This is a genomic window from Variovorax sp. 22077 (assembly GCF_052044195.1).
Taxonomy (GTDB): Bacteria; Pseudomonadota; Gammaproteobacteria; order Burkholderiales; family Burkholderiaceae_C; genus Variovorax; species Variovorax atrisoli.
The window spans coordinates 135,604-161,477 of sequence record NZ_JBQEQC010000012.1; the positions used below are offsets into that span (position 1 = coordinate 135,604).

Here is a 25,874-nt window from a genome sequence, read left to right on the forward strand (position 1 = left end):
GAGGGCGCCGTCTTTGCTGGCAAGCCTGGAAGGGGCTTACATGCTCTTCTTCATGGCCTTGATGTCGGCCTTGCCTTGAGCTTCGTCAGCCTTGGCCTGCTTCTCGCAAGCGGTCTTGGCTTCGCCCTTCTGGTCGTCGCACTTTTCCTTGGCGACTTCATAGTTGGCCTTCACCTTTTCCTCGGCGACCTTGCGGGAGTTGCTGTCGCTGGGCTTGTACTGCTGCTCGAGTTCGGCCTTGGCAACGTTTTCCTTGCCCTTGGCTTCCTTCATGCAGACATCCTTGGCGTTGTCCTTCATGGTGTCGCACTGGGTCTTGGCGACCTTGTAATCGGCTTCGATCTTTTCCTTGGCGACCTTGTACTCGTCCTTGGTCATTGCACTGGCCTGGGTGGCCACGAAGCAGGTGGATGCGAGGGCCAGCATGAGAAGGTGTTTTTTCATGGGAGTTCTCCTTCGAGGTGATTTGAATTCGGCTGCAAGCAGGGGAGGGGGGCGCTCAATAGCGCTCGAACCAGAGCGAGTCGGGCGTACGGCCGTCGCGCGACTCCCAGTCCTTGACCTGTTTCTCGGCCTCGTCGCGGCTGATGCCGTGGCGTTCCTGGATGCGGCCGAGCAGCTGGTCGCGCTTGCCGGCGATGACGTCGAAGTCGTCGTCGGTGAGCTTGCCCCACTGCTCCTTGACCTTGCCCTTGAGCTGCTTCCAGTTGCCTTCGATGGTGTCCTTGTTCATGCGAATCTCCTTTGGGACTGTTGATCCGGCGGGCTGTGTCCGCCGCCGTGAAAGCAATGTGGCTTCAACGATTCGCCCTGACGGTAGGACGTGCTGTTCGGACCCCGTAGGCAGACGCCGACGCGTCCCGTGATAATCGAACGGCCGCCGAAAGTTTGAGACAACGCGCACAGCACCATGATCATCCACAGCCTGCTCGACACCGACCTCTACAAGTTCACGATGATGCAGGTGGTCCTGCATCACTTTCCGGGGGCACGGGTCGAGTACCGCTTCAAGTGCCGCAACCCCGGCGTCGACCTGGCGCAGTTCGCCGGGCAGATCCGCGAGGAGGTGCGCGGGCTGTGCTCGCTGCAGTTCCGCGATGCCGAGCTGGCCTACCTGCGCTCCATGCGCTTCATCAAGAGCGACTTCGTCGACTTCCTCGGGCTCTTCAGGCTCAACGAGAAGTACATCAACATCATTCCCCAGCCCTCGGGCGAGCTCGAGATCCGCATCAAGGGGCCGTGGCTGCACACCATCCTGTTCGAGATCCCGGTGCTGGCCATCGTCAACGAGGTCTATTTCCGCAACACGCAGAAGAAGCCCGACTTCGAGGAAGGCCGCCGCCGCCTCGAGACCAAGCTGGGCCAGCTGCAGGAAGCCGGCCTCGGCGACCTGAAGATCGCCGACTACGGCACGCGTCGGCGCTTCTCCAAGGACTGGCACGAAGAGGTGCTGCGCACGGCGGCCGCACGGCTGGGCGCCGTCACCTCGCCGCCGGTGCAGGCGCCTCCGGGCGCACGGCTGCCGCAGCTGGCGGGCACCAGCAACGTGCTCTACGCCATGAAGCTCGGCATGATCCCGCTGGGCACCATGGCGCACGAGTACCTGCAGGCCTGCCAGGCGCTGGGCCCGCGGCTGCGCGACAGCCAGATCTTCGGCTTCGAGAGCTGGGCCCGCGAGTACCGCGGCGACCTGGGCATCGCGCTGTCCGACGTGTACGGCATGAGCGCCTTCCTGCGCGACTTCGACCTGTACTTCTGCAAGCTGTTCGACGGCGCCCGCCACGACAGCGGCGACCCTTTCGTCTGGGGCGAGCGCATGCTGGCGCACTACATCGCCAACCGGGTCGACCCGCGCACCAAGACGCTGATCTTCAGCGACGGCCTCACGGTGCCGCGCACCATCGAGCTCTACCAGCAGTTCCGCGGCCGCTGCCAGCTGGCCTTCGGCATCGGCACCAACCTCACCAACGACCTGGGCTACGAGCCGCTGCAGATCGTCATCAAGATGATCGAGTGCAACGGCCAGCCGGTGGCCAAGCTGTCGGACACGCCGTCCAAGAACATGTGCGAGGACGAGAAATACCTGGCCTACCTGCGCCAGGTGTTCGAGATCGAACAACCCCCGGCCTGAAGGCTGTACTGACCTCTCTGGTACGGTACGGCCCCCATGCAGAAAAAGAAGATCCGACCGAAGGCGGCCGCGCTGGCGTCGCTGATCCTGTCCCCCGCGCTGGCCTCGGCCGCCGAATTCGACGGCGGCAGCCTCTCGCCGCTGTGGGGCGTGCCCTTCGCGGGCATCCTGCTGTCGATCGCGCTGCTGCCGCTGCTCGCGCCGGCCTTCTGGCACCACCACTACGGCAAGGTGTCGGCTGCCTGGGCTCTGGCATTCCTGCTGCCCTTCGCGGCGAACTTCGGCGTGGGCTTCGCCGGCGTGCAACTCGTGCATGCGCTGGTGGCCGAGTACATCCCGTTCATCATCCTGCTGACCGCCCTCTTCACCGTGGCGGGTGGCATCCACATCCGCGGCAACCTGCGCGGCGCGCCGGGGCTGAACACGGCCATTCTTGCCATCGGCGCGGTGCTCGCGAGCTTCATGGGAACCACGGGCGCCTCGATGCTGCTGATCCGGCCGCTCATACGCGCCAACGACGACCGCGTGCACAAGGTGCACGTGATCGTGTTCTTCATCTTCATCGTGTCGAACGCGGGCGGCGCGCTCACGCCGCTGGGCGATCCGCCGCTGTTCCTGGGCTTCCTGAAGGGCGTGGGCTTCTTCTGGACGGCGCAGAACATCCTGTTTGAAACGCTCTTCATCCTGGCCGTGCTGCTGGCGCTGTTCTATTTCATCGATCGCCACTACCACCGCAAGGAAGGCGTGCTTCCGTTCGACCCCACGCCCGATACGCCCCGGATCGGCTTCGACGGCGCCGCCAACTTCTGGCTGCTGGGCGGCGTGGTCGCGCTGGTGCTGCTCAGCGGCTTCTGGAAGTCGCCGGTGGTCTTCGACGTCTTCGGCACCGAGGTCGGCCTGCCGGGGCTGGTGCGCGACGTCGGGCTGATCGCGATCGCAGTGGTCTCATACAAGCTGACCTCGCCCAAGGTGCATGCCGACAACCAGTTCGAATGGGGCCCGATGGCCGAGGTGGCCAAGCTCTTCGCGGGCATCTTCCTGACCATCATCCCGGTGATCGCGATGCTCAAGGCGGGTACGCAAGGGCCGTTCGGCGCCATCGTCTCGGCCGTGACCCGTGCCGACGGCCAGCCCGATCCGGCGATGTACTTCTGGGCCACGGGCGTGCTGAGCTCCTTCCTGGACAACGCGCCGACCTACCTCGTGTTCTTCAACACGGCGGGCGGCGACCCGGCGGCGCTCATGACCACCTACGCCGGCACGCTGGCCGCCATCTCCGCGGGCGCCGTGTTCATGGGCGCCAACACCTACATCGGCAACGCGCCGAACCTCATGGTCAAGGCCATCGCCGAGAGCCGCGGCGTGCGCATGCCGAGCTTCTTCGGCTACATGGCGTGGTCGTGCGCCATCCTGGTCCCGCTGTTCGTCCTGTCCACCTTCCTCTTCTTCCGCTGAGAGACAAACAAATCATGAGCAAGCCCAAGATCCTGGTCGCGCGCGCGATCTTTCCCGAGACCATCGAGCGCCTGTCGCAGCATTTCGAGGTCGAGTCGAACCAGGCCGACGAGAGCTGGAGCAAGGAGCAGCTGATCGCGAAGCTGCAGGGCAAGCAGGGCGCCTTCACCACCGGCAGCGAGCGCATCGACGCCGCGGTGCTCGACGCCTGCCCCGACCTGAAGATTTGCGCCAACATGGCGGTGGGCTACAACAACTTCGACGTCGACGCGATGGCCGCGCACGGCGTGCTCGGCACCAACGCGCCCGACGTGCTGACCGAGACCACGGCCGACTTCGGCTTCGCGCTGCTGATGGCCACGGCGCGCCGCATCGCCGAGAGCGAACACTTCCTGCGCGCAGGCAAGTGGCAGAAGTGGAGCTACGACATGTTCGCGGGCTCCGACATCCATGGTTCCACGCTCGGCATCATCGGCATGGGCCGCATCGGGCAGGGCATCGCCAAGCGCGGCGCGCACGGCTTCGGCATGAAGGTGGTCTATCACAACCGCTCCAGGCTCGACGCTGCGCTCGAGGCCGAATGCAAGGCCAGCTACCTGAGCAAGGAAGAGCTGCTGAAGACCGCCGACCACGTGGTGCTGGTGGTGCCTTATTCGCCAGCGTCGCACCACACCATCGGCGCGTCCGAGATCGCGCTGATGAAGCCGACCGCCACGCTCGTCAACATCGCGCGCGGCGGCATCGTCGACGACGCGGCGCTTGCCGTCGCGCTGCGCGAGAAGCGCATCGCCGCCGCCGGCCTCGACGTGTTCGAGGGCGAGCCCAAGGTGCATCCCGACCTGCTGACCGTGCCCAACGTGGTGCTCACGCCGCACATCGCCAGCGCCACCGTGCCCACGCGCCGCGCCATGGCCGACCTCGCGGCGGACAACCTGATCGCGTACTTCGGCGGCAAGGGCCCGCTGACGCCCGTGACGCCGGTTCCGGCGGCCGGCAACTAAGCAAGCAGAAGAAGAGGGCGCACGCGGACCTTGGACCCATCGCTGATCCTTGTCGGACTCGGAGTACTCGCACTCATCCAGCTCGTGCTGGTGATCTGGCTGCTCGCGCGCCGGCCGCCTCCGCCCGACAACGCCGACCTGACTCGCATGCTGGCCACGCTGGGCGCGGCCAACGAGCGCACCGAGCGCGAACTGCGCCGCGAGATCGCGGAAAGCTCGCGCGGCGCGCGGCAGGAGACCACACAGGCCTTCGCCACCTTCCAGCAGGCGCTGGTGCAGCAGGGCGCCGAGGCCACGCGCACGCAGAACGCGCAGCTCGACGCCTTCGCGCTGCAGCTCGCCTCGCTGCAGAAGACGCTGGCCGATACGCTCAACAACCAGCTGCAGGGGCTGAGCGAATCGAACGCGCGGCGGCTTTCGGAAGTGCGCGCCACCATGGAGGCGCAGCTTGCACAGCTGCAGCAGACCAATGCCGCCAAGCTCGACGAGATGCGCAAGACCGTCGACGAGAAACTGCAGACCACGCTGGAGGCGCGTCTCGGCGAAAGCTTCAGGCAGGTGGCCGAGCGGCTCGAGCAGGTGCACAAGGGCCTGGGCGAGATGCAGACGCTGGCGGTGGGCGTCGGCAGCCTGCAGCGCGTGCTGACCAACGTGAAGACGCGCGGGATGTTCGGCGAGGTGCAGCTCGAGGCGCTGCTCGAGCAGGTGCTCACGGCCGACCAGTACGCCAGGCAGGTCGAGACCAAGCCGCGCAGCGGGCAGCGCGTGGATTTCGCCATCCGCTTCCCGGGCCGCGGCGACGACGGCGCACCGGTATGGCTGCCTATCGATGCCAAGTTCCCGCGCGACGACTACGAGCGGCTCATCGACGCGCACGAGCGCGCCGACGCGGCGGGCGTCGAGCTCGCGGCGAAGGCACTGGAGGCGCGCATCCGCACCGAGGCCAAATCCATCGCCGACAACTATCTTGCGGCCCCGCACACGACAGATTTCGCGATCCTGTTCCTGCCGGTGGAGAGCCTCTACGCTGAAGTGCTGCGCCGTCCCGGCCTGATGGACGCGCTGCAACGCCAGCACCGCGTGACGCTGGCCGGCCCGACCACCCTGCTGGCGATGCTCAACAGCCTCCACATGGGCTTCCGCACGCTGGCGCTGGAGCGGCAGGCGTCCGAGGTCTGGAAGGTGCTGGGCGCGGTCAAGACCGAGTTCGAGCGCTACGGCGAATGGGTCGCCCGCATCAAGGAGCAGGTGGCCAAGGCCTCCGACACCATCGACAAGGCCGACACGCGCGCCCGGCAGATGCGCCTGGCGCTGCGCAAGGTCGAGGCACTGCCCGAGGCGCAGGCCCAGGCGCTGCTGCCGCCCACCGCCTCCGGCACCGACGCCGACAACAACGAGAAAGAAGAGGGCGAGAACTCCCCGTGAAAGGTTCCGAACTGCTGCGTGTGATCGGCGCCCAGGTGTGCCTGCACGCGACCATGGCCGGCATGCGGCTCGCCACGCCGCTGCTGGCGCTTCAACAGGGCTACAGCGCAGCCGCGGTCGGCGTGCTGATCTCGCTGTTCGCGCTGACCCAGGTCTTCCTCGCGCTGCCGGCGGGCCGCTTCGCCGACCGGCATGGCTTCAAGCGGCCGTTGTGGCTGTCGGTGGTCGCCGCGGTCGTGGGCGCCGGGCTGGTGGTGATCTTCCCGGTGTTCCCGGTCATGTGCCTGGCGGCGCTGCTGACCGGCGGCGCCACCGGCGCGACGGTGATCGCGCTGCAGCGGCACGTGGGCCGCTCGGCCACCAACCCGACGCAGCTCAAGCGCGTGTTCAGCTGGCTGGCCATCGCGCCGGCCGTGGCCAATTTCGTCGGGCCCTTCCTGGCGGGGATGCTGATCGACCATGCGGGCCGCGCGCCTGCCGACATGCTGGCCTTTCGCATCTCCTTCGGCGTGATGGCGGCGCTGCCCATTCTTTGCTGGCTGCTCGCGCGGGGTGCCCACGAGCAGCCGCCCGCGCCGCCGGTGGCGGGTGCCGCGCCGACGCGCGCCTGGGACCTGCTGCGCGAGCCGATGTTCCGGCGCCTCCTGTTCGTGAACTGGCTGCAGTCGTCGAGCTGGGACGTGCACGCCTTCGTGCTGCCGATCCTGGGCCACGACCGGGGCATCAGCGCCTCGGTGATCGGCTCGATCCTCGGCGCCTTCGCCATCGCGGCGGCGGCGATCCGCGTGATCCTGCCGGTGATCGCCTCGCGCGCATCGGAGCGCAACGTGATCCTCGCGTCGACAGCGGTCACGGCGCTGGTCTTCGCGGTCTACCCGCTGCTGGACTCGGCCTGGACCATGGGCATCTGCTCGGTGGTGCTCGGCTTCGCGCTGGGCGCGGTGCAGCCGATGGTGATGAGCATGCTCCACCAGATCACGCCGCACGCCCGACACGGCGAGGCGCTGGGGCTTCGGCTCATGACCATCAACGCGTCGAGCGTGGCGATGCCGATGCTGTTCGGCTCGCTCGGCGCGCTGATCGGCATCGCCGGCGTGTTCTGGGTGGTGGGCGGTGTCGTGGCGGTGGGGGCTAGAGCGACCTGGGGGCTGAAGGTTTGACGGCAGCGTGAAAGCCATGTTTCAGATAAGAATAATTCTCATCTGATTGACAATTTACTGACCTGAAGTCAGTATCGGCGCCTTCTTCAACGACCTTGAAGGCGTCCATGAACTCTCCTCTTCGGGCCCAGGCAGCGGCCGATCCGCGCCGCCGCCTCGCGCTGATTGCCGCGGTGTATCTCGGCAGCTTCATCGCCACGCTCGACGTGAGCATCGTCAACGTCGCGCTGCCCACGCTGCAGCGCGCGCTTTCCACCGACCTCGCCGGCCTGCAGTGGGTGATCGACATCTACGCCCTGTGCCTCTCGGCCTTCATGCTGTCGGCCGGCCCGCTGGGCGACCGCTACGGCCGCAAGCGCGCATGGCTGGCTGGCGTGGCCGTGTTCACGCTGGGTTCGGCGATGTGCGCGATGGCCGGGAGCCTGCCGACGCTGCTGGCGGGCAGGGCGGTGCAGGGCGTCGCCGGCGCTTTGATGATCCCGGGTGCGCTGTCGCTGCTGGCGCATGCGTTTCCGGATCCGGCCGAACGGGCCCGGGTCATCGGCGGCTGGTCTTCCTTCACGGCGCTGTCGCTGATCCTCGGGCCGCTGCTCGGCGGGTTGCTGGTGGACCACGCGGGCTGGCAGAGCATCTTCCTCATCAACATCCCGATCGGCGTGCTGACGGTGGGGCTGGGCCTCTGGGGCATCCGCGAGACGTCGCACCCCGAACACGCGGCGCTCGACCCGGCGGGACAGGTGCTCAGCGTGCTGTGGCTCGGTGCGCTGACCTACGGGCTGATCGTGGCGGGCGAGTACGGCTGGAGCTCGGTGCAGGCGGCGAGCGCGCTGGTTGCGGCTGCCATCGGCCTGGCGCTCTTCCTGATGGTGGAGGCGCGCGTGGCGCGGCCGCTGCTGCCCCTGGGGCTGTTCCGCGACGCGCGCTTCTCGGTCGCCAACTTCGCTTCGTTCGTGCTCGGGTTCTCGGCTTATGCCAGCCTGTTCTTCTTCTCGCTGTTCCTGCAGCAGGTGCAGGGCTGGTCACCCAGCGACACGGGCTGGCGGCTGGTGCCGCAGTTCGTCGCGACCGGCATCGTCGCCTCGCAGTTCGGCCGCCTGGCAAGGCGCTTCGACGTGCACACGCTGATGATCGCCGGCTATGGACTCATCGGCGGCGCGATGCTGCTGCTGACGCTGTTCTCCGCCGGCACGCCCTACGCCTTCCTGGCTCTTGTGTTCGTGTTCCTCGGCGCAGGCACCGGCCTTGCCGTGCCGGCCACCAGCACGGCGGTGATGGCGCTGGTGCCGGCACAGCGCTCCGGCATGGCCTCGGCCACGATGAACGCGCTGCGCCAGGCCGGCATGCTGATTGGCATTGCACTGCTCGGAACGCTGATGAGCACGCGCGCCACCTCGCTGCTGGCGGATGCGCTGGCGCAGGCAGGCCTGCCCGGCGCCCGACAAGCAGCGGTTGCGGCGGTCGCGCGGCACGAGCTGAGCGCGCTGGGCGCGCTCGATGCATCCGTTGCTCGCGATCTTCTGGCTGCAGCGCTGGCCGGCGGCTTCCATGCTGCCGTGGCCTGCGCCGGCATCGTGGGCCTGCTGGCCGCGGGCCTGCTCCTGTGTGTGAGGCCCCGCGCCGCTGCCCTGCCTGTGCGCGCGACCTGAGGGCGGTTCCACCATGCCCGCCGCCCATGTGCCGCTGTTGCGCCTTCGCACGCGCCTTCGTCCAGTTTTTTCCAAGGAGCTTTCCATGATCCATCACGAACTCAGTCAATGGCCCCTCGTCATCAGCGTTTCGGCGGGGCTGCAGACAATCGAGGGCATGCGCGCCTTCACCGACGACTAGAACCGCTGGCTCGACCGCGGCGAACCCTTCGCATCGCTGCGGGTGTTCTCGGACGCCGATGCGCTGGTCCATCCCGAGGGGAGCGCGCAGAGCGCCAAGCAGTGGCTGCAGGAGCGCGGTGCCGACATCCGCCGCCATATGATGGGCATGGCGAGCGTGGTGCCCGCCGATCAGTACGAGAAAATGCGCAAGATGAATGTCGAGAAACTCTTCGGCGTGCCTGCCAGTACCTTCGCCGATGCCGACGATGCACTCGTCTGGATCGGCGAGCGCGTGATGGAGCCCCGCGGCCTGCGTTTCGACCTGGCCGCCGTGCGCGCGGCGATCCGCTCGGCCCGCGCGGCCGTGGCGGTTGTTTCCTGAGGCAGCAGATGGCAACGAGCGACGGCACCGGCACGACTCCCACATCCCCCGAAGGAGAAGGCGCGCCGCGCCGTCGCACCAAGGCCCCCGAGACACGCGCCGGCGCGCTGATGGATGCCGCCGAGCGCCTCTTCATCGATAAAGGCATCGCCGCCACCAGCATCGACGAGATCGCGGCCGGTGCGCAGGTGGCCAAGGGCACGTTCTATCTGTATTTCCCGTCGAAGGAGGCGCTGCTCGGCGCGCTGCAGCAGCGCTTCGTCGACACCTTCTGCACGCGGCTGCAGGAGGCCATGGACCGGCATCGGCCCGACAACTACCACGCGCGCCTGAAGGCCTGGGTGGAAACGGGGCTAGAAACCTACCTGGACAACGTCGCGCTGCACGACGTGGTGTTCCACGAGTACCGGCCCGAAGACCGCCGCATGCGCAACGACAACGCGGTCATCACGCAGCTGGTCGCGCTGCTCAGGCAGGGCGATGGCGCCGGCTTCTGGGACGTGGAAGATCCGGCCCTCACGGCCGTGATCCTCTTCAATGCGCTGCACGGCGTGGCCGACGACTCGGTCGCGATGGGCCAGACCAGCGCGGCGGAGCGCAAGCGCCGCGCTCGGGCGCTCACGAAGTTCCTGGAGCAGGCGCTGCACCCCGCCGAGGACGACGGCGCCGACTGAGCTGACGGGTCAGAGCTTGTAGAAGCGCTTGATCGCGCCCCAAGCGTCTTCCGGCGCGTCGACGTACTCGAAGAGCTTCACGTCGCCCGGCGAGATCACGCCTTCGTCGACGAGGAAGTCGAAGTCGATCAGCCGCTTCCAGTAGTCGGAGCCGAAGAGCACGATCGGCACCGGCTTCGACTTCTTGGTCTGAACCAGCGTGATCACCTCGAACAGTTCGTCCAGCGTGCCGAAGCCGCCGGGGAACGCCACCAGTGCCTTCGCGCGCATCATGAAGTGCATCTTGCGGATGGCGAAGTAGTGGAACTTGAAGCTCAGAGCGGGCGTGACGTACGGGTTGGCTTCCTCTTCCATCGGCAGCGCGATGGCCAGGCCCACCGAAAGCCCGCCGCCTTCGTGTGCGCCGCGGTTGGCCGCCTGCATGATGCCGGGGCCGCCGCCGGTGCAGATGAAGAGCTTGTCCTGCGGCTCCTTGTCGTTGCTGTACTGGGCCACCAGCTTGCCGAATGCGCGCGCCTTCTCGTAGTAGTGCGAGTTGCGCGCCAGCCGGCGCCAGCGCTCGGACGCGACCGTGTCGCCGCTGAGATCGGCCTGCGCGATCATGGCCGAGGCGTCTTCCTCGCTGCGGAAGCGCGCGCTGCCGAAGACCACCACCGTGTTCTCGATGCCGTGGGCGCGCTGCTCGATGTCGGGCTTCATCAGTTCGAGCTGCATGCGGATGCCGCGCGTTTCGCGGCGCAGCAGGAACTCGGGATCGGCGAAGGCGATGCGCGAGGGATCGGGGTCGAGCGGGAGGCCTTGGTCCGCATGGGCGTGGAGCGTGGCCCAGGCGTCGGCCAGGCGCTTGTCGTGAAGGTTGTGCGTGTTGTTCATGGGAAAGCGGACTGATTGACCGGGTTGATTGTGCAGTGTCGCAACCATCATGCCCGTCATGGGCCGGAAACGAAAAAGGCTCCTTGCGGAGCCTCTTTCGGGGTGGTGGTCGACCGGTTGGACCGGCGCTCAGACGCGCTTGCGGTATTCGCCGGTGCGCGTATCGATTTCGATGCGGTCGCCCTGCGAGACGAACAGGGGAACGGGCACTTCGAAGCCGGTGGAGATCTTGGCAGGCTTCATGACCTTGCCCGAGGTGTCGCCCTTGACGGCCGGCTCGGTCCAGGTGACTTCGCGCTCGACGCTGGTGGGCAGTTCGACCGAGATGGCCTTGCCTTCGTAGAACACCACTTCGACGGCCATGCCGTCTTCGAGGTAGTTCAGGGCGTCGCCCATGTTCTCGGCTTCGACTTCGTACTGGTTGTATTCGGTGTCCATGCAGACGTACATCGGGTCTGCGAAGTAGGAGTAGGTGCACTCCTTCTTGTCGAGCACGATCTGGTCGATCTTGTCGTCGGCCTTGAAGACCACTTCGGTGTTGAAGTTGGCGATCAGGCTCTTCATCTTCATGCGCACGGTGGCGGAGTTGCGGCCGCCGCGGCTGTATTCGGTCTTGAGGACGACCATCGGGTCCTTGCCGTGCATGATGACGTTGCCGGCGCGGATTTCTTGAGCGATTTTCATAACAGGGTCTCTGGATGTTGGCCGCTCGGTGCACGGGGCCTTCGGTTGCCGTTCGGTCGTCGTCGCGATGCTTGTCCGGACGTCTGCCAAGTCGGCTGGCCCCGCGGTACATGTCCCGCGGCAGGTTTAGCGAAAGACATTCCGGATCGGTGAAATCCGGGTCGAAATCCGCAAAGCCCACTATTTTAGCTTTTTTGGGTGACGAATTCCCGCAGTTGGGTCACCAGGTCGTCCTGCGCGAGCAGCCGGGCGCGCGCCTCCAGGGCGGTTTGCAGCCAGGGGCCCTGCATTTCCGGCTCGGGCAGCGGCGCATTGCCGAAGCCGTTCCAGGCGTGGTGAAAAAGCCGCAGGGAGGGCGGGGCGCCGATCCAGTCGAGCCAGGCGTTCAGCTTCTCGTGGTGGGCGTCGTCGTCCTGCGGGTAGATCTGCCAGACCAGCGGCGCGCCCGCCCACAGCGCGCGCACGAGCGAATCCTCGCCGCGCACGAAGTTCAGGTCGCAGGACCACAGCAGGTGGTCGAAGTCGGGCTGGGTGAGATAAGGCAGGTATGAAATTGATAGCGCGCCGCGGTCGTCCGGCACCGGCGCGCTTCCCCGCAGGGCCCGGACCGCCTGCGCGGCGCGGCCCGCCGTCACCAGCAGGCGAGTGGGTTGGCCGGACGCGGCGAGCCGCTCCAGCAGGTTGGCCAGCGCGGCGGGCTCGTAGCAGAAGAGGGAGACGAGGCGCTCGCCATCGCGCCACGGGATCTGCCGGGCCGCCAGCCACTGAGCGCGGTCGAAGGCGGTCCTGCGCTCCATCAGGTCGGGTTCTCTCAGCAGCCCTCCCGTGGCGGGCGTGAACCCCGGGTAGAAGAAGTGCTTCGTCAGGCCCGAGCCAGGCCCCTTGAAGACGGGTGAGGGCAGGCCATGCAGCCGCTCGACATACGGTTCGGCCGAGAGGTATTCGAGATTGATCCAAGCCAGGCCCGGCCCCTCGGCAAAACGGGCGATCAGCTCCGGCGCCGGGTCGCAGCCGAAGGCTTCGATCAGCACGTCGGGCGCCGGTCCTGCGACGGCTGCCCGAAGCGAGGCGGCGTCCAGCCAGTCGATCACCTCCACGCCGTCGCGGCCGGTGCGCGCATCGGGCGCCATCCAGCCCAGCGCCGCCGCGTCGTCGATCCACAGCCGCACGCGTTCGCCCAGGGCGGCCAACTGGCGAGCCAGGCGCCAGCAGACGCCGAGGTCTCCGTGGTTGTCGATGATCTTGCAGAAGATGTCCCACTGCTTCGATTGGCTGGATTGCATGGTCGCGAGTGTGCCCGTGTTCGCACGCGGCGCTTGCTATGCTGACCGGACGACAACCACCGGAGAGAGAGAACCCATGAGGATGCAGACCTTCCATGCCGCCAAGACCGTGCTCGCCTTCTCGCTGGCGCTTTGCGGCATCTGCGGCATGACCTCCGCCGCGGCGCAGCCGCAGACGCCGCAGTCGCTCACGCCGCAGCAGCAGCGTTTCCACGACATCTATAAAGAGCTGATCGAGATCAACACCACCCACTCGGTCGGCGACAACACCGCGGCGGCGCGGGCCATGGAGAAGCGTCTGATCGAAGCGGGTTTCGCTCCCGGCGACATCCAGATATTCGAGCCCTTCCCCAAGAAGGGCAACCTCGTGCTGCGCTTCAAGGGCGACGGCAGCAAGAAGCCGCTGCTGCTGCTGGCCCACATCGACGTGGTCGAGGCCCGGCGCGAGGACTGGAAGACCGATCCCTTCAAGCTGCAGGAGACCGGCGGCTACTTCACCGCGCGCGGCGCCATCGACGACAAGGCCATGGCCGCGGCGCTGGTCTCCGTGGTGGGCCAGCTGAAGCAGGAGGGCTTCAAGCCGAGGCGCGACGTCATCCTCGCGCTGACCGCCGACGAGGAGCGCGGCGACGCGCTGAGCAACGGCGCCTTCTGGCTCATCAACAACAAGCCCGAATTGCTGCAGGCCGAGTTCGGCATCAACGAAGGCGGCGGCGGCGAGCTGCGCGGCGGCAAGCCCAACCTGCACCGCATGCAGGTGGCCGAGAAGATGTACACCACCTACATGCTGGAGGCGCGCGACGTGGGCGGGCACAGCTCGGTGCCGACAAGGACCAACCCCATCTACGCACTCTCGGCCGCGCTGGAGCGGCTCGGCAACTACAGCTTCCCGGTGAAGCTCGCCGACGTCACCAAGACCTACTTCGCGCGCAGCGCACCCTTCGCCACAGGCCAGCTCGCCGACGACATGCGCGCCGTGGGCAGCGGCAACCCCGACCCGTCGGTGATCGAGCGCATGTCGGCCAACCCGGCCTACAACGCCCAGTTCCGCACCACCTGCGTGGCGACGATGGTGCAGGCCGGCCACGCCGAGAACGCGCTGCCGCAGTCGGCCAAGGCCACGGTCAACTGCCGCATCCTGCCGCACGACGATCCGGACGAGGTCGAGCGCCAGCTGACCCAGGCCGTGGGCAACGACAAGATCGTGGTGCGCAACATGGGCAAGCCGCTGCGCAGCCCTGCCTCGCCGCTGAACGGCGACCTCGTCAAGACGGTGGAGTCGATCACCCAGCAGATGTGGCCCGGCGTACCCGTCATTCCCGCCATGAGCACCGGCGCCACCGACAGCCGGTTCATGCGCAACGCCGGCATCCCGATGTACGGCGTGAGCGGCCTCTTCGTCGAGCCCTCCGACGCGCGCTCCCACGGGCTGGACGAGCGCATCGAGATCCAGCGCCTGTACGACGGACGCGAGTTCCTGTATCGCCTGGTCAGCGAGCTCGCGAAGTAACTAGCAGGGGAGCCCTCAGGGCCGCAAGGGCCCTGCGGAACCTCAGGGCGTGAAGGTGTCGCCCAGCACGATGCCTTCGCGCCGTGGGTCGGCACCGCCGGTCAGGACCGGTTTGCCGCCGACGTTGGTGCGGATCACGGTACTCACGCCACTCGACTGGGCACCGAAGTTCACGGTGTGACCCAGGGCGCGCAGGCCGACGATCAGCGGGTCGTCGTTGCCGTTGTTGCCGGTATTCACGTTGGGATGCTCTCCGCCCACGTTGGTGGCACTGTAGGTGGCGCCCGAGGTGGCGGGGGAGTTGGTGGCGCCGAAGTCGACCAGCGACGTGGCCTGCTGCGCATCCAGACCCCAGTCGAGCGCGCCCACCAGCGTCTTGACCACGTACTGGATGATGGTCCCGCCGCCTGGAGAGCCCGTGCCCATGACGAACTCGCCCATGCTGCCGTCGGTGTTCTTCCTGAACACCAGCGTCGGCGCCATCGTGCTGCGCGGGCGCTTGCCCGGCGCTACGCGGTTCGCTACCTTGACGCTCGGAGTCACGCTGGTGTCGTCGGGGTTGGACGCAAAGTCGGTCAGCTGGTTGTTCAGCATGAAGCCCTGAGTCATGTGATACGAGCCGAGCGTGGACTCCACCGTGGTGGTCATAGAGACCACGTTGCCCTGCTTGTCGACGATGGTGAAGTGTGTGGTGCCGTGCTCCTCGGTCTTGTCGATGCCCAGCGGCACCGAGCCGAGGTCGCCAGCTTTCGCCAGGCCCATGCTCTTTGTCAGGCTGATGAGGCTTGCGCGGCCCTGCAGGTAGGGCTTATTGATCATCGTGTCGACGGAGCCTCCGGGGAGTGGAACGAAGTCGGTATCGGCCACGTACTTGTCGCGGTCGGCGTAGGCCAGGCGCTCGGCCTCGCTCACCAGGTGCACGCCCATCACGGTGGGCTTGCCGCCCTCGATGTCGATGGCGGTCGGCTTGTACAGTCCCAGATTGAAGGTTTCGAGGATGCCCAGGCTTGCCACCACGGCGATGCCGCCGGACGACGGCGGCGACATGCTGCAAACGTAGTAGTCGCGGTAGGTGCCGCAGACCGGGTCTCGCCGCTTGGCCTTGTAATTGGCCAGATCGGCCATCGTGGTCATGCCGGGCGTGATGGCCGAGCCGTCGTTCGCAGCGGTCGTGATGCCGATCTTGTCGACGATGCCCTGCGCGATGTCGCCTGTATAGAAGGCATCGGCGCCCTGGCTGGCAATGGCGTTGAGCGTCTTCGCGTATGCCGGGTTCTTGATCTTCGTGCCCAACGCCTTTGGGGTGCCGTCGGCATTCAGGAAGTAGGCCGTAGCCTCGGTGTCACGCTTGAGGCTGGTGGCCGAAGCGGAGATGGCGGCTGCCATGCGCCCGCCGATCGAGAAGCCGTCGGATGCGAGCGTTATGCCGTAGCTGAAGAGGTCCTTCCAAGGTAGCTTGCCGTGGTCCTTGTAGGCGATGTCGAGCATGCGCACCGCACCTGGCGTGCCGATGGAGCGGCCGCTGGCGCGCGCGCCGCCGGGCTTGGGCTGCGTGGTGTCGGCGCCGGTCGGGTCGATGTAGCGCAGGTAGTTCTCGTTGGCGGCGGCCGGCGCGGTCTCGCGGCCGTCGTAGGCCTGCACCTTCTTGGTCGCCGCGTCGTAGTGAAGCATGAAGGCGCCGCCGCCCAGGCCGCTCGACTGCGGCTCGACCAGTCCGAGCACGGCCTGCACCGCGACCGCGGCATCGACTGCGCTGCCGCCGGCCTTGAGGATGTCGCAGCCGGCTCGTGTGGCCAGCGGGTGGTTGGCGACCACCATGTAGTTCTTGGCGTACACCAGCTTGTGACCGGGCGCGTAGCCTGAAGCCGGTTCCGGGGCGGCAGGGTCGCCGGCATCGCCGGAGCCGACTACCACGGACGAATTGCCACTCGGGATCAGGCAACCCGTATCGGGTGCGGCCGGCGCAGGCGCAGGCGCCGGCTGGTTGGCGGCATTGATTGCAGCGATGGCCGCGAGGGCGGCCGCCGTGTTCTGCGCATCGTTGTTGCCGGAGCCGCCGCCGCAGGCCGCCAGGCTCAGCGAAAGCGCGACGGATGTGAGAGGCCACCAGACGACGCGTCTGTTGTTGTTTTCTTTCATGAGATTTCCCGAGTAGGTATGTGTGAAAACCACGGGCGCTCCTCGCGCCCGTACCCAATCTTCAGCACATTCCGTTCCAGTCGGTGTCGGGGTTTGCGCGCAGGCGCCCGCCAGGGCCGCATGGCGCGCGCCACAATAGCCGCCATGTCAGACGTGCATTCCGAACAACTGCTCAGCGAAGTCGCGGCCCTGCCGCAGCTGCCCGGTGTCTACCGCTATTTCGACGCGGCCGGGGCGGTGCTCTACGTGGGCAAGGCCCGCAACCTGAAGAAGCGGGTCGCCAACTACTTCCAGAAGAACCACGGCGGTACGCGCATCGGGCACATGATCTCGAAGATCGCGCGCATGGAGACCACGGTGGTGCGCTCGGAGGCCGAGGCGCTGCTGCTCGAGAACAACCTCATCAAGACGCTCAAGCCGCGCTACAACATCCTGTTTCGCGACGACAAGAGCTATCCCTACCTCAAGATCGCGTCGCACCAGTTTCCGCGGCTGGCCTACTACCGCGGCGCGGTCGACAAGAAGCACCGCTACTTCGGGCCGTACCCGAGCGCTTGGGCGGTGAAGGAGTCGATCCAGCTGCTGCAGAAGGTGTTTCGCCTGCGCACCTGCGAGGACACGGTGTACGCCAACCGCACGCGGCCCTGCCTGCTCTACCAGATCAAGCGCTGCAGCGGGCCCTGCGTGGGCCACATCGGGCCCGAGGCCTATGCGCAGGACGTCGCCAGCGCCGAGGCCTTCCTGATGGGCGACACGCAACTGGTGCTCTCCAAGCTCGAGCAGCGCATGACGGCGCATGCCGAGAAGCTCGAGTTCGAGCAGGCCGCCGAACTGCGCAACCAGATGTCGGCGATCTCGCGGGTGCTGCACCAGCAGTCCATCGAGATCGCGTCCGACAAGGATGTGGACATCCTGGCGGTGAAGGTGCAGGGCGGCAAGGCCTGCGTGAACCTCGCGATGGTGCGCGGCGGGCGGCATCTGGGCGACCGGCCCTACTTTCCGGTGCACGTGGAAGACGCGGCGCAGATCCATCACGGCGAGCTCGACGACGACGAGGGCGCGCCGCCCGCCGTCGCGGATCCGGTCGAGGTGCAGGTGCTCGAGGCCTTCATCGCCCAGCACTACATCGACGTGCCCGTGCCCGCCACGCTGGTGCTCAGCGAGCAGGTGAGCCGCGAGCTGATCGAGGCCATCTCGCAGCAGGCCGGCTCGCGCGTGACGGCGGTGTTCCAGCCGCGCGAGCAGCGCCGCCACTGGCTGGAGATGGCCGAAACCAACGCCAAGCTGCAACTGGCCCGGCTGCTGGCCGAAGAGGGCTCGCAGCAGGCGCGCACCCGTGCGCTGGCCGACGCGCTGGAGCTGGCTGCGGACGACCTCGACAACTTCCGCATCGAATGCTTCGACATCTCGCACACCGCGGGCGAGGCGACGCAGGCTTCCTGCGTGGTGTTCGAGCACCACGCCATGCAGAACAAGGAATACCGCCGCTACAACATCGAGGGCATCACGCCCGGCGACGACTATGCCGCCATGCGCCAGGTGCTGCACCGCCGCTACGGCAAGCTGGCCGAGGTCATGGCCGCCGAGACCGATGCCCTGCCTCCGGGCGATGCCGAGAGCGACGGCAGCGCTGCGCCGCCCAAGCCGCGCACCGCCCGCATGCCCGACCTGGTGCTGGTGGACGGCGGCAAGGGGCAGGTGTCGATGGCGCGCGAGGTGTTCGGCGAACTGGGGCTGCCGCTGTCGCTGATCGTGGGCGTCGAGAAGGGCGAGGGCCGCAAGGTCGGCCTCGAGGAACTGGTGTTCGCCGACGGCCGCGAGAAGGTCTACCTCGGCAAGGACTCGGCCGCGCTGATGCTGGTGGCCCAGATCCGCGACGAGGCACACCGCTTCGCGATCACCGGCATGCGTGCCAAGCGTGCCAAGGTGCGCGTGGGCGGCAGCCAGCTCGAAGACATCCCGGGCATCGGGCCCAAGCGGCGCGCGCGCCTGCTCCAGCGTTTCGGCGGCATCCGGGGCGTGGCGGCGGCGAGCATCGAGGACATCGCGTCGGTCGAGGGCATCGCCTCCGACCTTGCGGAAGAAATCTACAAGGCGCTGCACTGACCGATCGATCGCGCGACCTCCGCAGGGGGTTACCGCGGCCATGACACAATCAAGCGATGTTCTGGACCCTGCCGACCATCATGACCTGGACGCGCATCGTCGCGATCCCTTTGATCGTCGGTGTGTTCTATCTTCCGATGGCCGAGCCGATGCGCAACCTGATCGCCACGGTCATGTTCATCGTCTTCGCCGCCACCGACTGGCTCGACGGCTTCCTGGCACGCCGGCTCAACCAGACCTCGGCCTTCGGGGCCTTTCTCGATCCGGTGGCCGACAAGTTCCTGGTGTGCGCGTCGCTGCTGGTGCTGGTGCACCTGAACCGGGCCGACGTGTTCGTGGCGCTGATCATCATCGGCCGCGAGATCGCCATCTCGGCGCTGCGCGAATGGATGGCGCAGATCGGCGCCAGCAAGAGCGTGGCAGTGCACATGATCGGCAAGGTCAAGACGACCGTGCAGATGGTCGCCATTCCCTTCCTGCTCTATGACGGGCGCCTGTTCGGCGTGATCGACACTGGCGCCTGGGGCCAGTGGCTGATCTGGATCTCCGCCGTGCTCACCATCTGGTCGATGGTGTACTACCTGCAGAAGGCCATTCCGGAAATCCGGGCCAGAACCAAATGACGCCCGCGACCCCGGCCGGCGGCTCGGGCTGGCTGCGGGCGATGCCCGTGGTCTTCGTGCTGATCTGGAGCACGGGCTTCATCGTCGCGCGCTACGGCATGCCGTATGCGCCGCCCCTCAAGTTCCTCGCCGTGCGTTTCGCGCTGTCTCTGGCCTGCTTCGGTGCATGGGTCGCGCTCGCGCGGGTCGAGTGGCCGAAGCAGCGGGCCCAGTGGACGCACCTGGCCGTCACCGGCGTCCTGATGCACGCAGGCTACCTCGGCGGTGTCTGGGCCGCGGTGCGCGAGGGCATGGGTGCGGGGCTGGTGGCGCTGCTGGTCGGCATCCAGCCGGTGCTGACGGCGGTCTGGCTTTCCTTCACCGGCGGGCGCATCACCGGGCGCCAGTGGATCGGGCTGGGGCTGGGTTTCGCGGGCCTGGTGCTGGTGGTGCTGCGCAAGCTGGGGCAGGGCGGGGAGGTCAGCGTGCAGACGATGGCGCTCGCGCTGATGGCGCTGTTGTCGATCACCGCAGGCACTCTGTACCAGAAGCGCTTCGTCGCGCCCTGCGACGTGCGCAGCGCGAGCGCCGTGCAGATGGCGGCTGCCGTGCTCGTCACCCTGCCGTTCGCGGCGCTGGAGACGGACAGCATCCACTGGAACCTGTATTCGGGTGGCGCCATGGCCTGGTCGGTGCTGGCGCTGTCGCTGGGCGGCAGCTCGCTGCTCTACATGCTGATCCAGCGCGGGACCGCCACTGCCGTCACCAGCCTGCTCTACCTGGTGCCGCCCTGCACGGCCGTGATGGCGTGGCTGCTGTTCTCCGAGCCGATCACGCTGGTGACGGTGCTGGGCATCGGGCTCACGGCGGCCGGCGTGAGCCTGGTGGTGCGCAGCGGCGGGCGCTGAGTCGTCTTCTTCTATCTAGCGCGCTCCGCTCCTGCCCGGCTTCCAGGGCTCGCTTCGGAACTGCTCGACGAGGTGGTCGACCAGCAGTCGCACACGGCGCGGAGTCTTCGGCCGCCAGGGCGCGATCCAGTGGATGTCGGCTTCCGTCATCGCGTACTGCGGCAGCAGCCGCACGAGTTCGCCGCTTGCGAGCTGTGGTGCGATGTCCCAGAGGCTGCGCAACATGATGCCGTGGCCGGCGATGCACCAGTCGCGCACCATCTCGCCCGAGTTGCTGGCCAATGGCCCCTGCACGCGCACGCGGGCCGTGCTGCCGTCGCGCGCGTGGCGCAAGGTCCAGACCGCATGTTGGCGCTGGCCGCCGGCGTCACCGTTCTCGCGCGCGACCAGGCAGTCGTGCGAAGACAGCGCCTCGATGGTGGCAGGCGTGCCCCGGCGTTTCAGGTAGTCGGGCGAGGCGGCGAGTACGCGCTGGTTGCGCGCGATGCGACGCGAGATCCAGTCGGCTGCGTGGCGCTGTTGCACGGCCCAGAGCCAGACCGCGCCGTCATAGCCCTCGGCGCCCAGGTCGGGCAACTGCTCGGTGAGCAGCAGTTCGATCTGCAGCGCCGGGTGCCGAGCCTGGAAGGCGGCCAGCGCCGGCCCGAGCCAGAGCCGACCGAAGCCGAAGGTGGCGGCCAGCCGGACCGTGCCGGTCAACTCGTTCTGCCGCTCGCCGAGTTCGCTTTCCAGCGCCGCGAAGCCGTCGAGCAATGCCCGTGCATGCAGGCAGACCGCCTCGCCTTCGGCCGTGGCGCTCAGGCGCCGCGTGGTGCGCTCGAACAGGCGCTGGCCCAGCCGCGCTTCGAGCGCGCCCAGCCGCTTGGTGACGACGGAGGGCACCACATCCAGCGTGGCAGCCGCGCCCGCGAGGCTGCCCTGGTCGCGGATGGCGAGCACCAGCGCCAGGTCGCTTCTTTCCATCGAGGGTGGATTCATGCCATATTGGAAAGTATGAATTGGTCGATTGTTGCTTGATGGTGTGAGGGGCGCAACGCACAATCGTCGCCGTGACGGCTTCTTCCTTTCTTTCCTTTCCCACCTTCGACATCGAGCGCGACGGCGTGCGCATCCACGGACGCGTCGGCGGGCAGGGGGCTCCCTTGCTGCTGCTCCATGGTCATCCGCAGACGCATGCGATCTGGCATCGCGTGGCACCGGCGCTGGCCGAGCGGTTCACCGTGGTCGCGGTCGACCTGCGCGGCTACGGCGATTCGGGCCGGCCGGCGGCGGATGCCGAGCATGCCGTCTACAGCAAGCGCGAGATGGCGCTCGACGCGCTCGCCGCGATGCGGCACCACGGCTTCGAGCGCTTCGGCATCCTCGCGCACGACCGCGGCGCCCGCGTCGCGCACCGGCTGGCGATGGACCACCCCGGGGCGGTCGAGCGCATGCTGCTGCTCGACATCGCGCCCACGCTCGCGATGTACGAGCAGACCTCCGAGGCATTCGCCAAGGCCTACTGGCACTGGTTCTTCCTGATCCAGCCGCCGCCGCTGCCCGAGGCGCTGATCGCCTCGGACCCGGCGCGCTACGTGCGCAGTGTGATGGGTGGTCGGCACGCCGGCCTTGCGCCGTTCGCGCCCGAGGTGCTGGCCGAATACGAGCGCTGCGCCGCCATCGCGGGTACCGCCGAATCCATCTGCGAGGACTACCGCGCATCCGCCACCATCGACCTCGTGCACGACCGCGCCGACATCGCAGCCGGCCTGCGGCTCGAGCAGCCATTGCGCGTGCTGTGGGGCGAGCATGGCGCGGTCGGCAAGGCCTTCGACGTGCTCGCGCTGTGGCGCGAGCGCGCCGCCGAGGTGTCGGGCCGGGCGCTGCCCTGCGGCCACTATGTTCCCGAAGAGGCCCCTGACGAACTGCTCGCCGAAGCCCTGGCTTTCTTCTCTCTTCTTCTTCCACCTTCGCAACACGCACCCGCAGGAGACACGCCATGAGCACCCACAGAATCGCAGTCATCGCCGGCGACGGCATCGGCAAGGAAACCGTGCCAGAAGGGCTGGGCGTGCTCGACGCCGCGGCGCGCAAGTTCGGCATCGACCTGAAGTTCGACCACTTCGACTTCTCGAGCTGGGACTACTACGAGAAGCACGGCCAGATGCTGCCCGACGACTGGAAGGAACAGATCGGCGGCCATGACGCCATCTTCTTCGGCGCGGTGGGCTGGCCCGAGAAGATCCCGGACCACGTGTCGCTCTGGGGCTCGCTGCTGATGTTCCGCCGCGAGTTCGACCAGTACATCAACCTGCGTCCGGCGCGCCTGATGCCCGGCATCATCGCGCCCGTGGTGCGCCGCGACGGCACGCCGCGCGAGCCCGGCGAGATCGACATGTACATCGTGCGCGAGAACACCGAGGGCGAATACTCCAGCATCGGCGGGCGCATGTATCAGGGCACGCCGCGCGAGATCGTGGTGCAGGAAACCGTGATGTCGCGCCTGGGTGTGGACCGGGTGCTGAAGTTCGCGTTCGAGCTCGCGCAGTCGCGGCCGAAGAAGCACCTCACGAGCGCGACCAAGTCGAACGGCATCTCCATCACCATGCCGTACTGGGACGAGCGCGTGGCGGAGATGGGCAAGAGCTATCCCGGCATCAAGCTCGACAAGTTCCACATCGACATCCTCACCGCCCACTTCGTGCAGCGGCCGGACTTCTTCGACGTGGTGGTGGCGAGCAACCTGTTCGGCGACATCCTGTCCGACCTCGGCCCAGCGTGCACCGGCACCATCGGCATCGCGCCCAGCGCCAACCTCAATCCCGACCGCACCATGCCGTCGCTGTTCGAACCGGTGCACGGTTCGGCGCCCGACATCGCCGGCAAGGGCATCGCAAACCCGATCGGCCAGATCTGGTGCGGCGCGATGATGCTGGAGTTCCTGGGCCACAAGCAGGCGCACGACGCCATCCTTTCGACCATCGAGAAGGTGCTCGCGCCCCAAAGCGGAGCGCCGCGCACACCCGACATCGGCGGCAACGCGAGCACCTCCGACCTGGGCCGGGCCATCGCCGATGCGCTTTGAGAGCCTTTGAAAAAGGACTTCACGAAACGCCCCTAAAATCGCGCGCTCCGCTGCTCGGCATGGCCTCGTGTCTTATTGACACCCTGCAGACCAGTGGTTGTAATCCTCGCTGGCAGCGCGCTGCCGAGGCGTCAGGCCTGCCGGGTTCTTGTGTCGCACCGTCTGCGGCCAGGTCGCAGCTGACGGAAGCCGACCAACTTTTTTTCTACAAGGGGCCCTTGTGAACAAGACCGAACTGATTGAGCACATCGCAAAGAACGCCGACATTTCCAAAGCTGCTGCGACCCGCGCGCTCGAATCCACGATCGGCGCCATTCGTACCACGCTCAAGAAGGGCGGCTCCGTTTCGCTCGTCGGTTTCGGCACTTTCGCAGTAGGCAAACGCGCGGCCCGCACCGGCCGAAATCCCCGCACCGGCGACGCGATTAAAATCAAGGCAGCCAAGATCCCGAAGTTCCGTCCCGGCAAGGCGCTGAAAGACGCGCTGAACTGAGGCGTTAGACTCGGAGAGTATTCCCGGTGGGGTGCTTAGCTCAGCTGGTAGAGCGGCGCCCTTACAAGGCGTAGGTCGGGGGTTCGAACCCCTCAGCACCCACCACCACCCGATGCAAAGGCGAACCACAAGTTCGCCTTTTTTATTGCCGTCCGACTGCTGTCGAAAAAGAGTGTTCAAGCATGTTTGATACCTTCCGCAAGTACAACAAGATCGTGATGATCATCTTGTTCTTGCTGATCATTCCGTCGTTCGTGTTGTTCGGCGTCGAGCGCTATCAGGGCTTCGGTCGCGACGAGAAGGTCGCGCGCGTCGAAGGACACGACATCACGAAGCCCGAGTGGGATCAGCAGCACCGCGTCGAGACGGACCGCATCCGCCAGCAGTCGCCCAACGTCGATCCGACGCTGCTCGAGTCCGATGCCATGCGCTACGCAACGCTCGAGCGCATGGTGCGCGACCGCGTGCTGGCCGCAGCGGCAGCCAAGGCCAACATGACCGTCTCCGAAGAGCGCCTCTCGCGCATCTTCGCGCAGGACCCGGGCCTCGCCACCTTCCGCACGCCCGACGGCAAGTTCGACCGCGACACCTTCCAGCGCGTGACCGGCCGCACGCCCGAGCAGTACGAGGCATCCGTGCGCGCCGAGATGGCGACGCAGCAGGTGCTGCTGGGCATCTCGAGCACCGCCTTCACGCCGCCCGCGCTGGCCGCGACCACCATCAACGCCTTCTACGACACGCGCGAGATCCAGGTCGCCCGCTTCGCACCCGATGCCTTCGCCTCCAAGGTGACGGTGAGCGATGCCGACATCGAGACCTACTACAAGGACCACACGGCGCAGTTCCAGGCTCCCGAGCAGGCGAGCATCGAGTACCTGGTGCTCGACCTCGATGCGGCGAAGAAGAGCGTGGTCGTGAACGAGGCCGATCTCAAGACCTACTACGAGCAGAACGCATCGCGCTTCGGCACCAAGGAAGAGCGCCGCGCCAGCCACATCCTGATCACCGCCCCGGCGAGCGCGCCGGCAGCGGACCGCGAGAAGGCCAAGGCCAAGGCCGAGCAGCTTCTCGCCGAAGTGAAGAAGGCGCCCAACACCTTCGCCGAGGTGGCACGCAAGAATTCGCAGGACCCAGGCTCGGCGGAGAAGGGCGGCGACCTCGACTTCGTGACCAGGGGCGCGATGGTCAAGCCTTTCGAAGATGCGATGTTCGCTCTCAAGAAGGGCGAGATCAGCGGTGTCGTCGAAACCGAGTTCGGCTATCACATCATCCACCTGACCGACATCAAGCCGGCAGTGGTTCCGCCCTTCGAGCAGGTGCGCGCGACCATCGAGAACGAAATGCGCTCGCAGCAGGCCACGCAGGAATTCGCGAAGGCTGCCGAGACCTTCACCGATGCGGTCTACCAGACGCCCGACAGCCTCAAGCCGGCAGCCGACAAGCTGAAGCTCACGATCCGCACGGCCGACAACGTGCCGCGCACGCCTGCACCGGGCGCGACCGGCCCGCTGGCGAACCGCAACTTCCTGAACGCGCTGTTCGCAGCCGACTCGCTCGAGCGCAAGCAGAACACCGAGGCCATCGAGGTCGGTCCCAGCCAGCTGGCGTCCGGTCGCGTGACGAAGTACTCGCCGGCGCACCCTGTGCCGCTGGCCGACGTGAAGGACAAGATCCGTGCGCAGCTCGTCGCGGAACGCGCCGCGGTGCTGGCGAAGACCGAAGGCGAAGCAAAGCTCGCCGCGTGGACCGCGAAGGCTGACGGTGCCACCTTCGGTGCGCCTGTGACGGTGTCGCGCCGCGATGCGCAATCGCAGCCGCTGCCCGTCATCGACGCAGCGCTGCGTGCAGACCCTTCCAAGCTGCCGGCGCTCGTGGGCGTGGACCTGGGTGCGCAGGGCTACACGGTGGTCCGCGTGACCAAGGTCGTTCCGCGCACGCCGCCCCCGGCCGAACTCGCCAAGCAGGAGCAGTCCCAGGTGGGCCAGTCCGTGGCTGCTGCCGAAGACGCCGCGTACTACAACATGCTGAAGGATCGCTACAAGGCAGAGATCCTCGTGCCGAAGCCAGCGGACACGCTGCCGGTCGCAGCAGGCCGCTGACACGCGCATCGCGTCTTCGCGAGTCGCACATGACAAGGCCCGGGCCGATGGCTCGGGCCTTTTTCATGTCGACGTGC

General features: G+C 67.2%; 24 protein-coding genes and 1 tRNA gene. 18 read left to right on the forward strand and 7 right to left on the reverse strand.

Annotated elements, in window-relative coordinates; all coding sequences use genetic code 11:
• Positions 1-36 precede the first annotated feature (36 nt).
• Positions 37-444, reverse strand: coding sequence for a hypothetical protein (locus ACTJLF_RS18740; protein WP_019655864.1), 408 nt, complete (start codon positions 442-444; stop codon positions 37-39).
• 55 nt (positions 445-499) lie between these two features.
• The gene (locus tag ACTJLF_RS18745) at positions 500-733 is read right to left on the reverse strand and encodes a CsbD family protein (protein WP_019655865.1); all 234 of its coding nucleotides are present in this window, start codon (positions 731-733) and stop codon (positions 500-502) included.
• Between the two features lie 177 nt (positions 734-910).
• Between ACTJLF_RS18745 and pncB the strand changes: the two genes are divergently transcribed.
• The 9 genes from pncB to ACTJLF_RS18790 all read left to right on the forward strand — a co-directional run bounded on the left by pncB (position 911) and on the right by ACTJLF_RS18790 (position 10,036).
• The gene (pncB, locus tag ACTJLF_RS18750; RefSeq protein WP_019655866.1) at positions 911-2,131 is read left to right on the forward strand and encodes a nicotinate phosphoribosyltransferase; all 1,221 of its coding nucleotides are present in this window, start codon (positions 911-913) and stop codon (positions 2,129-2,131) included.
• A gap of 36 nt (positions 2,132-2,167) precedes the next feature.
• Positions 2,168-3,586 carry a sodium:proton antiporter gene (locus ACTJLF_RS18755; RefSeq protein WP_440883678.1) on the forward strand — a complete coding sequence of 473 codons (1,419 nt, stop codon included), beginning with the start codon at positions 2,168-2,170 and terminating at the stop codon, positions 3,584-3,586.
• Between the two features lie 14 nt (positions 3,587-3,600).
• On the forward strand, positions 3,601-4,587 hold the full coding sequence (locus ACTJLF_RS18760) for a 2-hydroxyacid dehydrogenase (RefSeq protein ID WP_132751687.1): 987 nt from the start codon (positions 3,601-3,603) through the stop codon (positions 4,585-4,587).
• Between the two features lie 30 nt (positions 4,588-4,617).
• On the forward strand, positions 4,618-6,012 hold the full coding sequence (locus ACTJLF_RS18765; protein ID WP_440883679.1) for a DNA recombination protein RmuC: 1,395 nt from the start codon (positions 4,618-4,620) through the stop codon (positions 6,010-6,012).
• A complete protein-coding gene (locus ACTJLF_RS18770; RefSeq protein WP_019655870.1) occupies positions 6,009-7,172 on the forward strand; it encodes an MFS transporter in 1,164 nt (387 codons plus the stop codon). The genes ACTJLF_RS18765 and ACTJLF_RS18770 overlap by 4 nt, the downstream gene beginning before the upstream one ends.
• A 107-nt stretch (positions 7,173-7,279) precedes the next feature.
• Positions 7,280-8,818: an MFS transporter gene (locus ACTJLF_RS18775; RefSeq protein WP_132800515.1), complete on the forward strand. Its 1,539-nt coding sequence runs from the start codon at positions 7,280-7,282 to the stop codon at positions 8,816-8,818.
• Positions 8,819-8,831: 13 nt separating this feature from the next.
• Positions 8,832-8,999, forward strand: a complete 168-nt coding sequence (locus ACTJLF_RS18780; RefSeq protein ID WP_440883680.1) for a hypothetical protein — start codon at positions 8,832-8,834, stop codon at positions 8,997-8,999.
• A gap of 42 nt (positions 9,000-9,041) precedes the next feature.
• The gene (locus tag ACTJLF_RS18785; RefSeq protein ID WP_440883681.1) at positions 9,042-9,362 is read left to right on the forward strand and encodes a hypothetical protein; all 321 of its coding nucleotides are present in this window, start codon (positions 9,042-9,044) and stop codon (positions 9,360-9,362) included.
• A gap of 8 nt (positions 9,363-9,370) precedes the next feature.
• On the forward strand, positions 9,371-10,036 hold the full coding sequence (locus ACTJLF_RS18790; protein WP_126184985.1) for a TetR/AcrR family transcriptional regulator: 666 nt from the start codon (positions 9,371-9,373) through the stop codon (positions 10,034-10,036).
• Positions 10,037-10,045: 9 nt separating this feature from the next.
• Here the strand turns inward: ACTJLF_RS18790 and ACTJLF_RS18795 are convergent, their stop codons facing one another.
• The 3 genes from ACTJLF_RS18795 to earP all read right to left on the reverse strand — a co-directional run bounded on the left by ACTJLF_RS18795 (position 10,046) and on the right by earP (position 12,876).
• Positions 10,046-10,909: a TIGR00730 family Rossman fold protein gene (locus tag ACTJLF_RS18795; RefSeq protein ID WP_132751684.1), complete on the reverse strand. Its 864-nt coding sequence runs from the start codon at positions 10,907-10,909 to the stop codon at positions 10,046-10,048.
• Positions 10,910-11,038: 129 nt separating this feature from the next.
• Positions 11,039-11,593 carry an elongation factor P gene (efp, locus tag ACTJLF_RS18800; protein ID WP_019655875.1) on the reverse strand — a complete coding sequence of 185 codons (555 nt, stop codon included), beginning with the start codon at positions 11,591-11,593 and terminating at the stop codon, positions 11,039-11,041.
• A 185-nt stretch (positions 11,594-11,778) separates the two neighbouring features.
• A complete protein-coding gene (gene earP / locus ACTJLF_RS18805) occupies positions 11,779-12,876 on the reverse strand; it encodes an elongation factor P maturation arginine rhamnosyltransferase EarP (RefSeq protein ID WP_440883682.1) in 1,098 nt (365 codons plus the stop codon).
• Positions 12,877-12,952: 76 nt separating this feature from the next.
• On the opposite strand from earP, the gene ACTJLF_RS18810 reads away from it, so the two are divergent.
• On the forward strand, positions 12,953-14,386 hold the full coding sequence (locus tag ACTJLF_RS18810) for a M20/M25/M40 family metallo-hydrolase (RefSeq protein WP_440883683.1): 1,434 nt from the start codon (positions 12,953-12,955) through the stop codon (positions 14,384-14,386).
• A 42-nt stretch (positions 14,387-14,428) separates the two neighbouring features.
• Here the strand turns inward: ACTJLF_RS18810 and ACTJLF_RS18815 are convergent, their stop codons facing one another.
• A complete protein-coding gene (locus tag ACTJLF_RS18815; protein WP_295981799.1) occupies positions 14,429-16,525 on the reverse strand; it encodes a gamma-glutamyltransferase family protein in 2,097 nt (698 codons plus the stop codon).
• 144 nt (positions 16,526-16,669) lie between these two features.
• Here ACTJLF_RS18815 and uvrC point away from each other — a divergent pair, with 144 nt between their 5' ends.
• The 3 genes from uvrC to ACTJLF_RS18830 are packed head-to-tail and all read left to right on the forward strand — an operon-like array spanning position 16,670 to position 20,141.
• A complete protein-coding gene (uvrC, locus tag ACTJLF_RS18820) occupies positions 16,670-18,631 on the forward strand; it encodes an excinuclease ABC subunit UvrC (RefSeq protein WP_440883684.1) in 1,962 nt (653 codons plus the stop codon).
• 56 nt (positions 18,632-18,687) lie between these two features.
• Positions 18,688-19,254, forward strand: coding sequence for a CDP-diacylglycerol--glycerol-3-phosphate 3-phosphatidyltransferase (gene pgsA, locus ACTJLF_RS18825; protein ID WP_019655880.1), 567 nt, complete (start codon positions 18,688-18,690; stop codon positions 19,252-19,254).
• The gene (locus ACTJLF_RS18830; protein WP_440883685.1) at positions 19,251-20,141 is read left to right on the forward strand and encodes a DMT family transporter; all 891 of its coding nucleotides are present in this window, start codon (positions 19,251-19,253) and stop codon (positions 20,139-20,141) included. Before pgsA ends, ACTJLF_RS18830 begins: the two co-directional genes overlap by 4 nt.
• A gap of 15 nt (positions 20,142-20,156) precedes the next feature.
• On the opposite strand, the gene ACTJLF_RS18835 is transcribed toward ACTJLF_RS18830, so the two are convergent.
• Positions 20,157-21,104, reverse strand: a complete 948-nt coding sequence (locus ACTJLF_RS18835) for a LysR family transcriptional regulator (protein WP_440883686.1) — start codon at positions 21,102-21,104, stop codon at positions 20,157-20,159.
• Positions 21,105-21,190: 86 nt separating this feature from the next.
• Here ACTJLF_RS18835 and ACTJLF_RS18840 point away from each other — a divergent pair, with 86 nt between their 5' ends.
• The 5 genes from ACTJLF_RS18840 to ACTJLF_RS18860 all read left to right on the forward strand — a co-directional run bounded on the left by ACTJLF_RS18840 (position 21,191) and on the right by ACTJLF_RS18860 (position 25,797).
• A complete protein-coding gene (locus tag ACTJLF_RS18840) occupies positions 21,191-22,123 on the forward strand; it encodes an alpha/beta fold hydrolase (protein WP_132751678.1) in 933 nt (310 codons plus the stop codon).
• Entirely contained in the window at positions 22,120-23,205 is a 1,086-nt protein-coding gene (locus ACTJLF_RS18845; protein WP_132751677.1) for a tartrate dehydrogenase, read from the forward strand. Before ACTJLF_RS18840 ends, ACTJLF_RS18845 begins: the two co-directional genes overlap by 4 nt.
• A 220-nt stretch (positions 23,206-23,425) precedes the next feature.
• Positions 23,426-23,698, forward strand: coding sequence for an HU family DNA-binding protein (locus tag ACTJLF_RS18850; protein ID WP_007830705.1), 273 nt, complete (start codon positions 23,426-23,428; stop codon positions 23,696-23,698).
• 29 nt (positions 23,699-23,727) lie between these two features.
• Positions 23,728-23,803 (forward strand) — tRNA-Val (locus ACTJLF_RS18855).
• 77 nt (positions 23,804-23,880) lie between these two features.
• On the forward strand, positions 23,881-25,797 hold the full coding sequence (locus ACTJLF_RS18860; protein ID WP_440883687.1) for a SurA N-terminal domain-containing protein: 1,917 nt from the start codon (positions 23,881-23,883) through the stop codon (positions 25,795-25,797).
• Positions 25,798-25,874 lie beyond the last annotated feature (77 nt).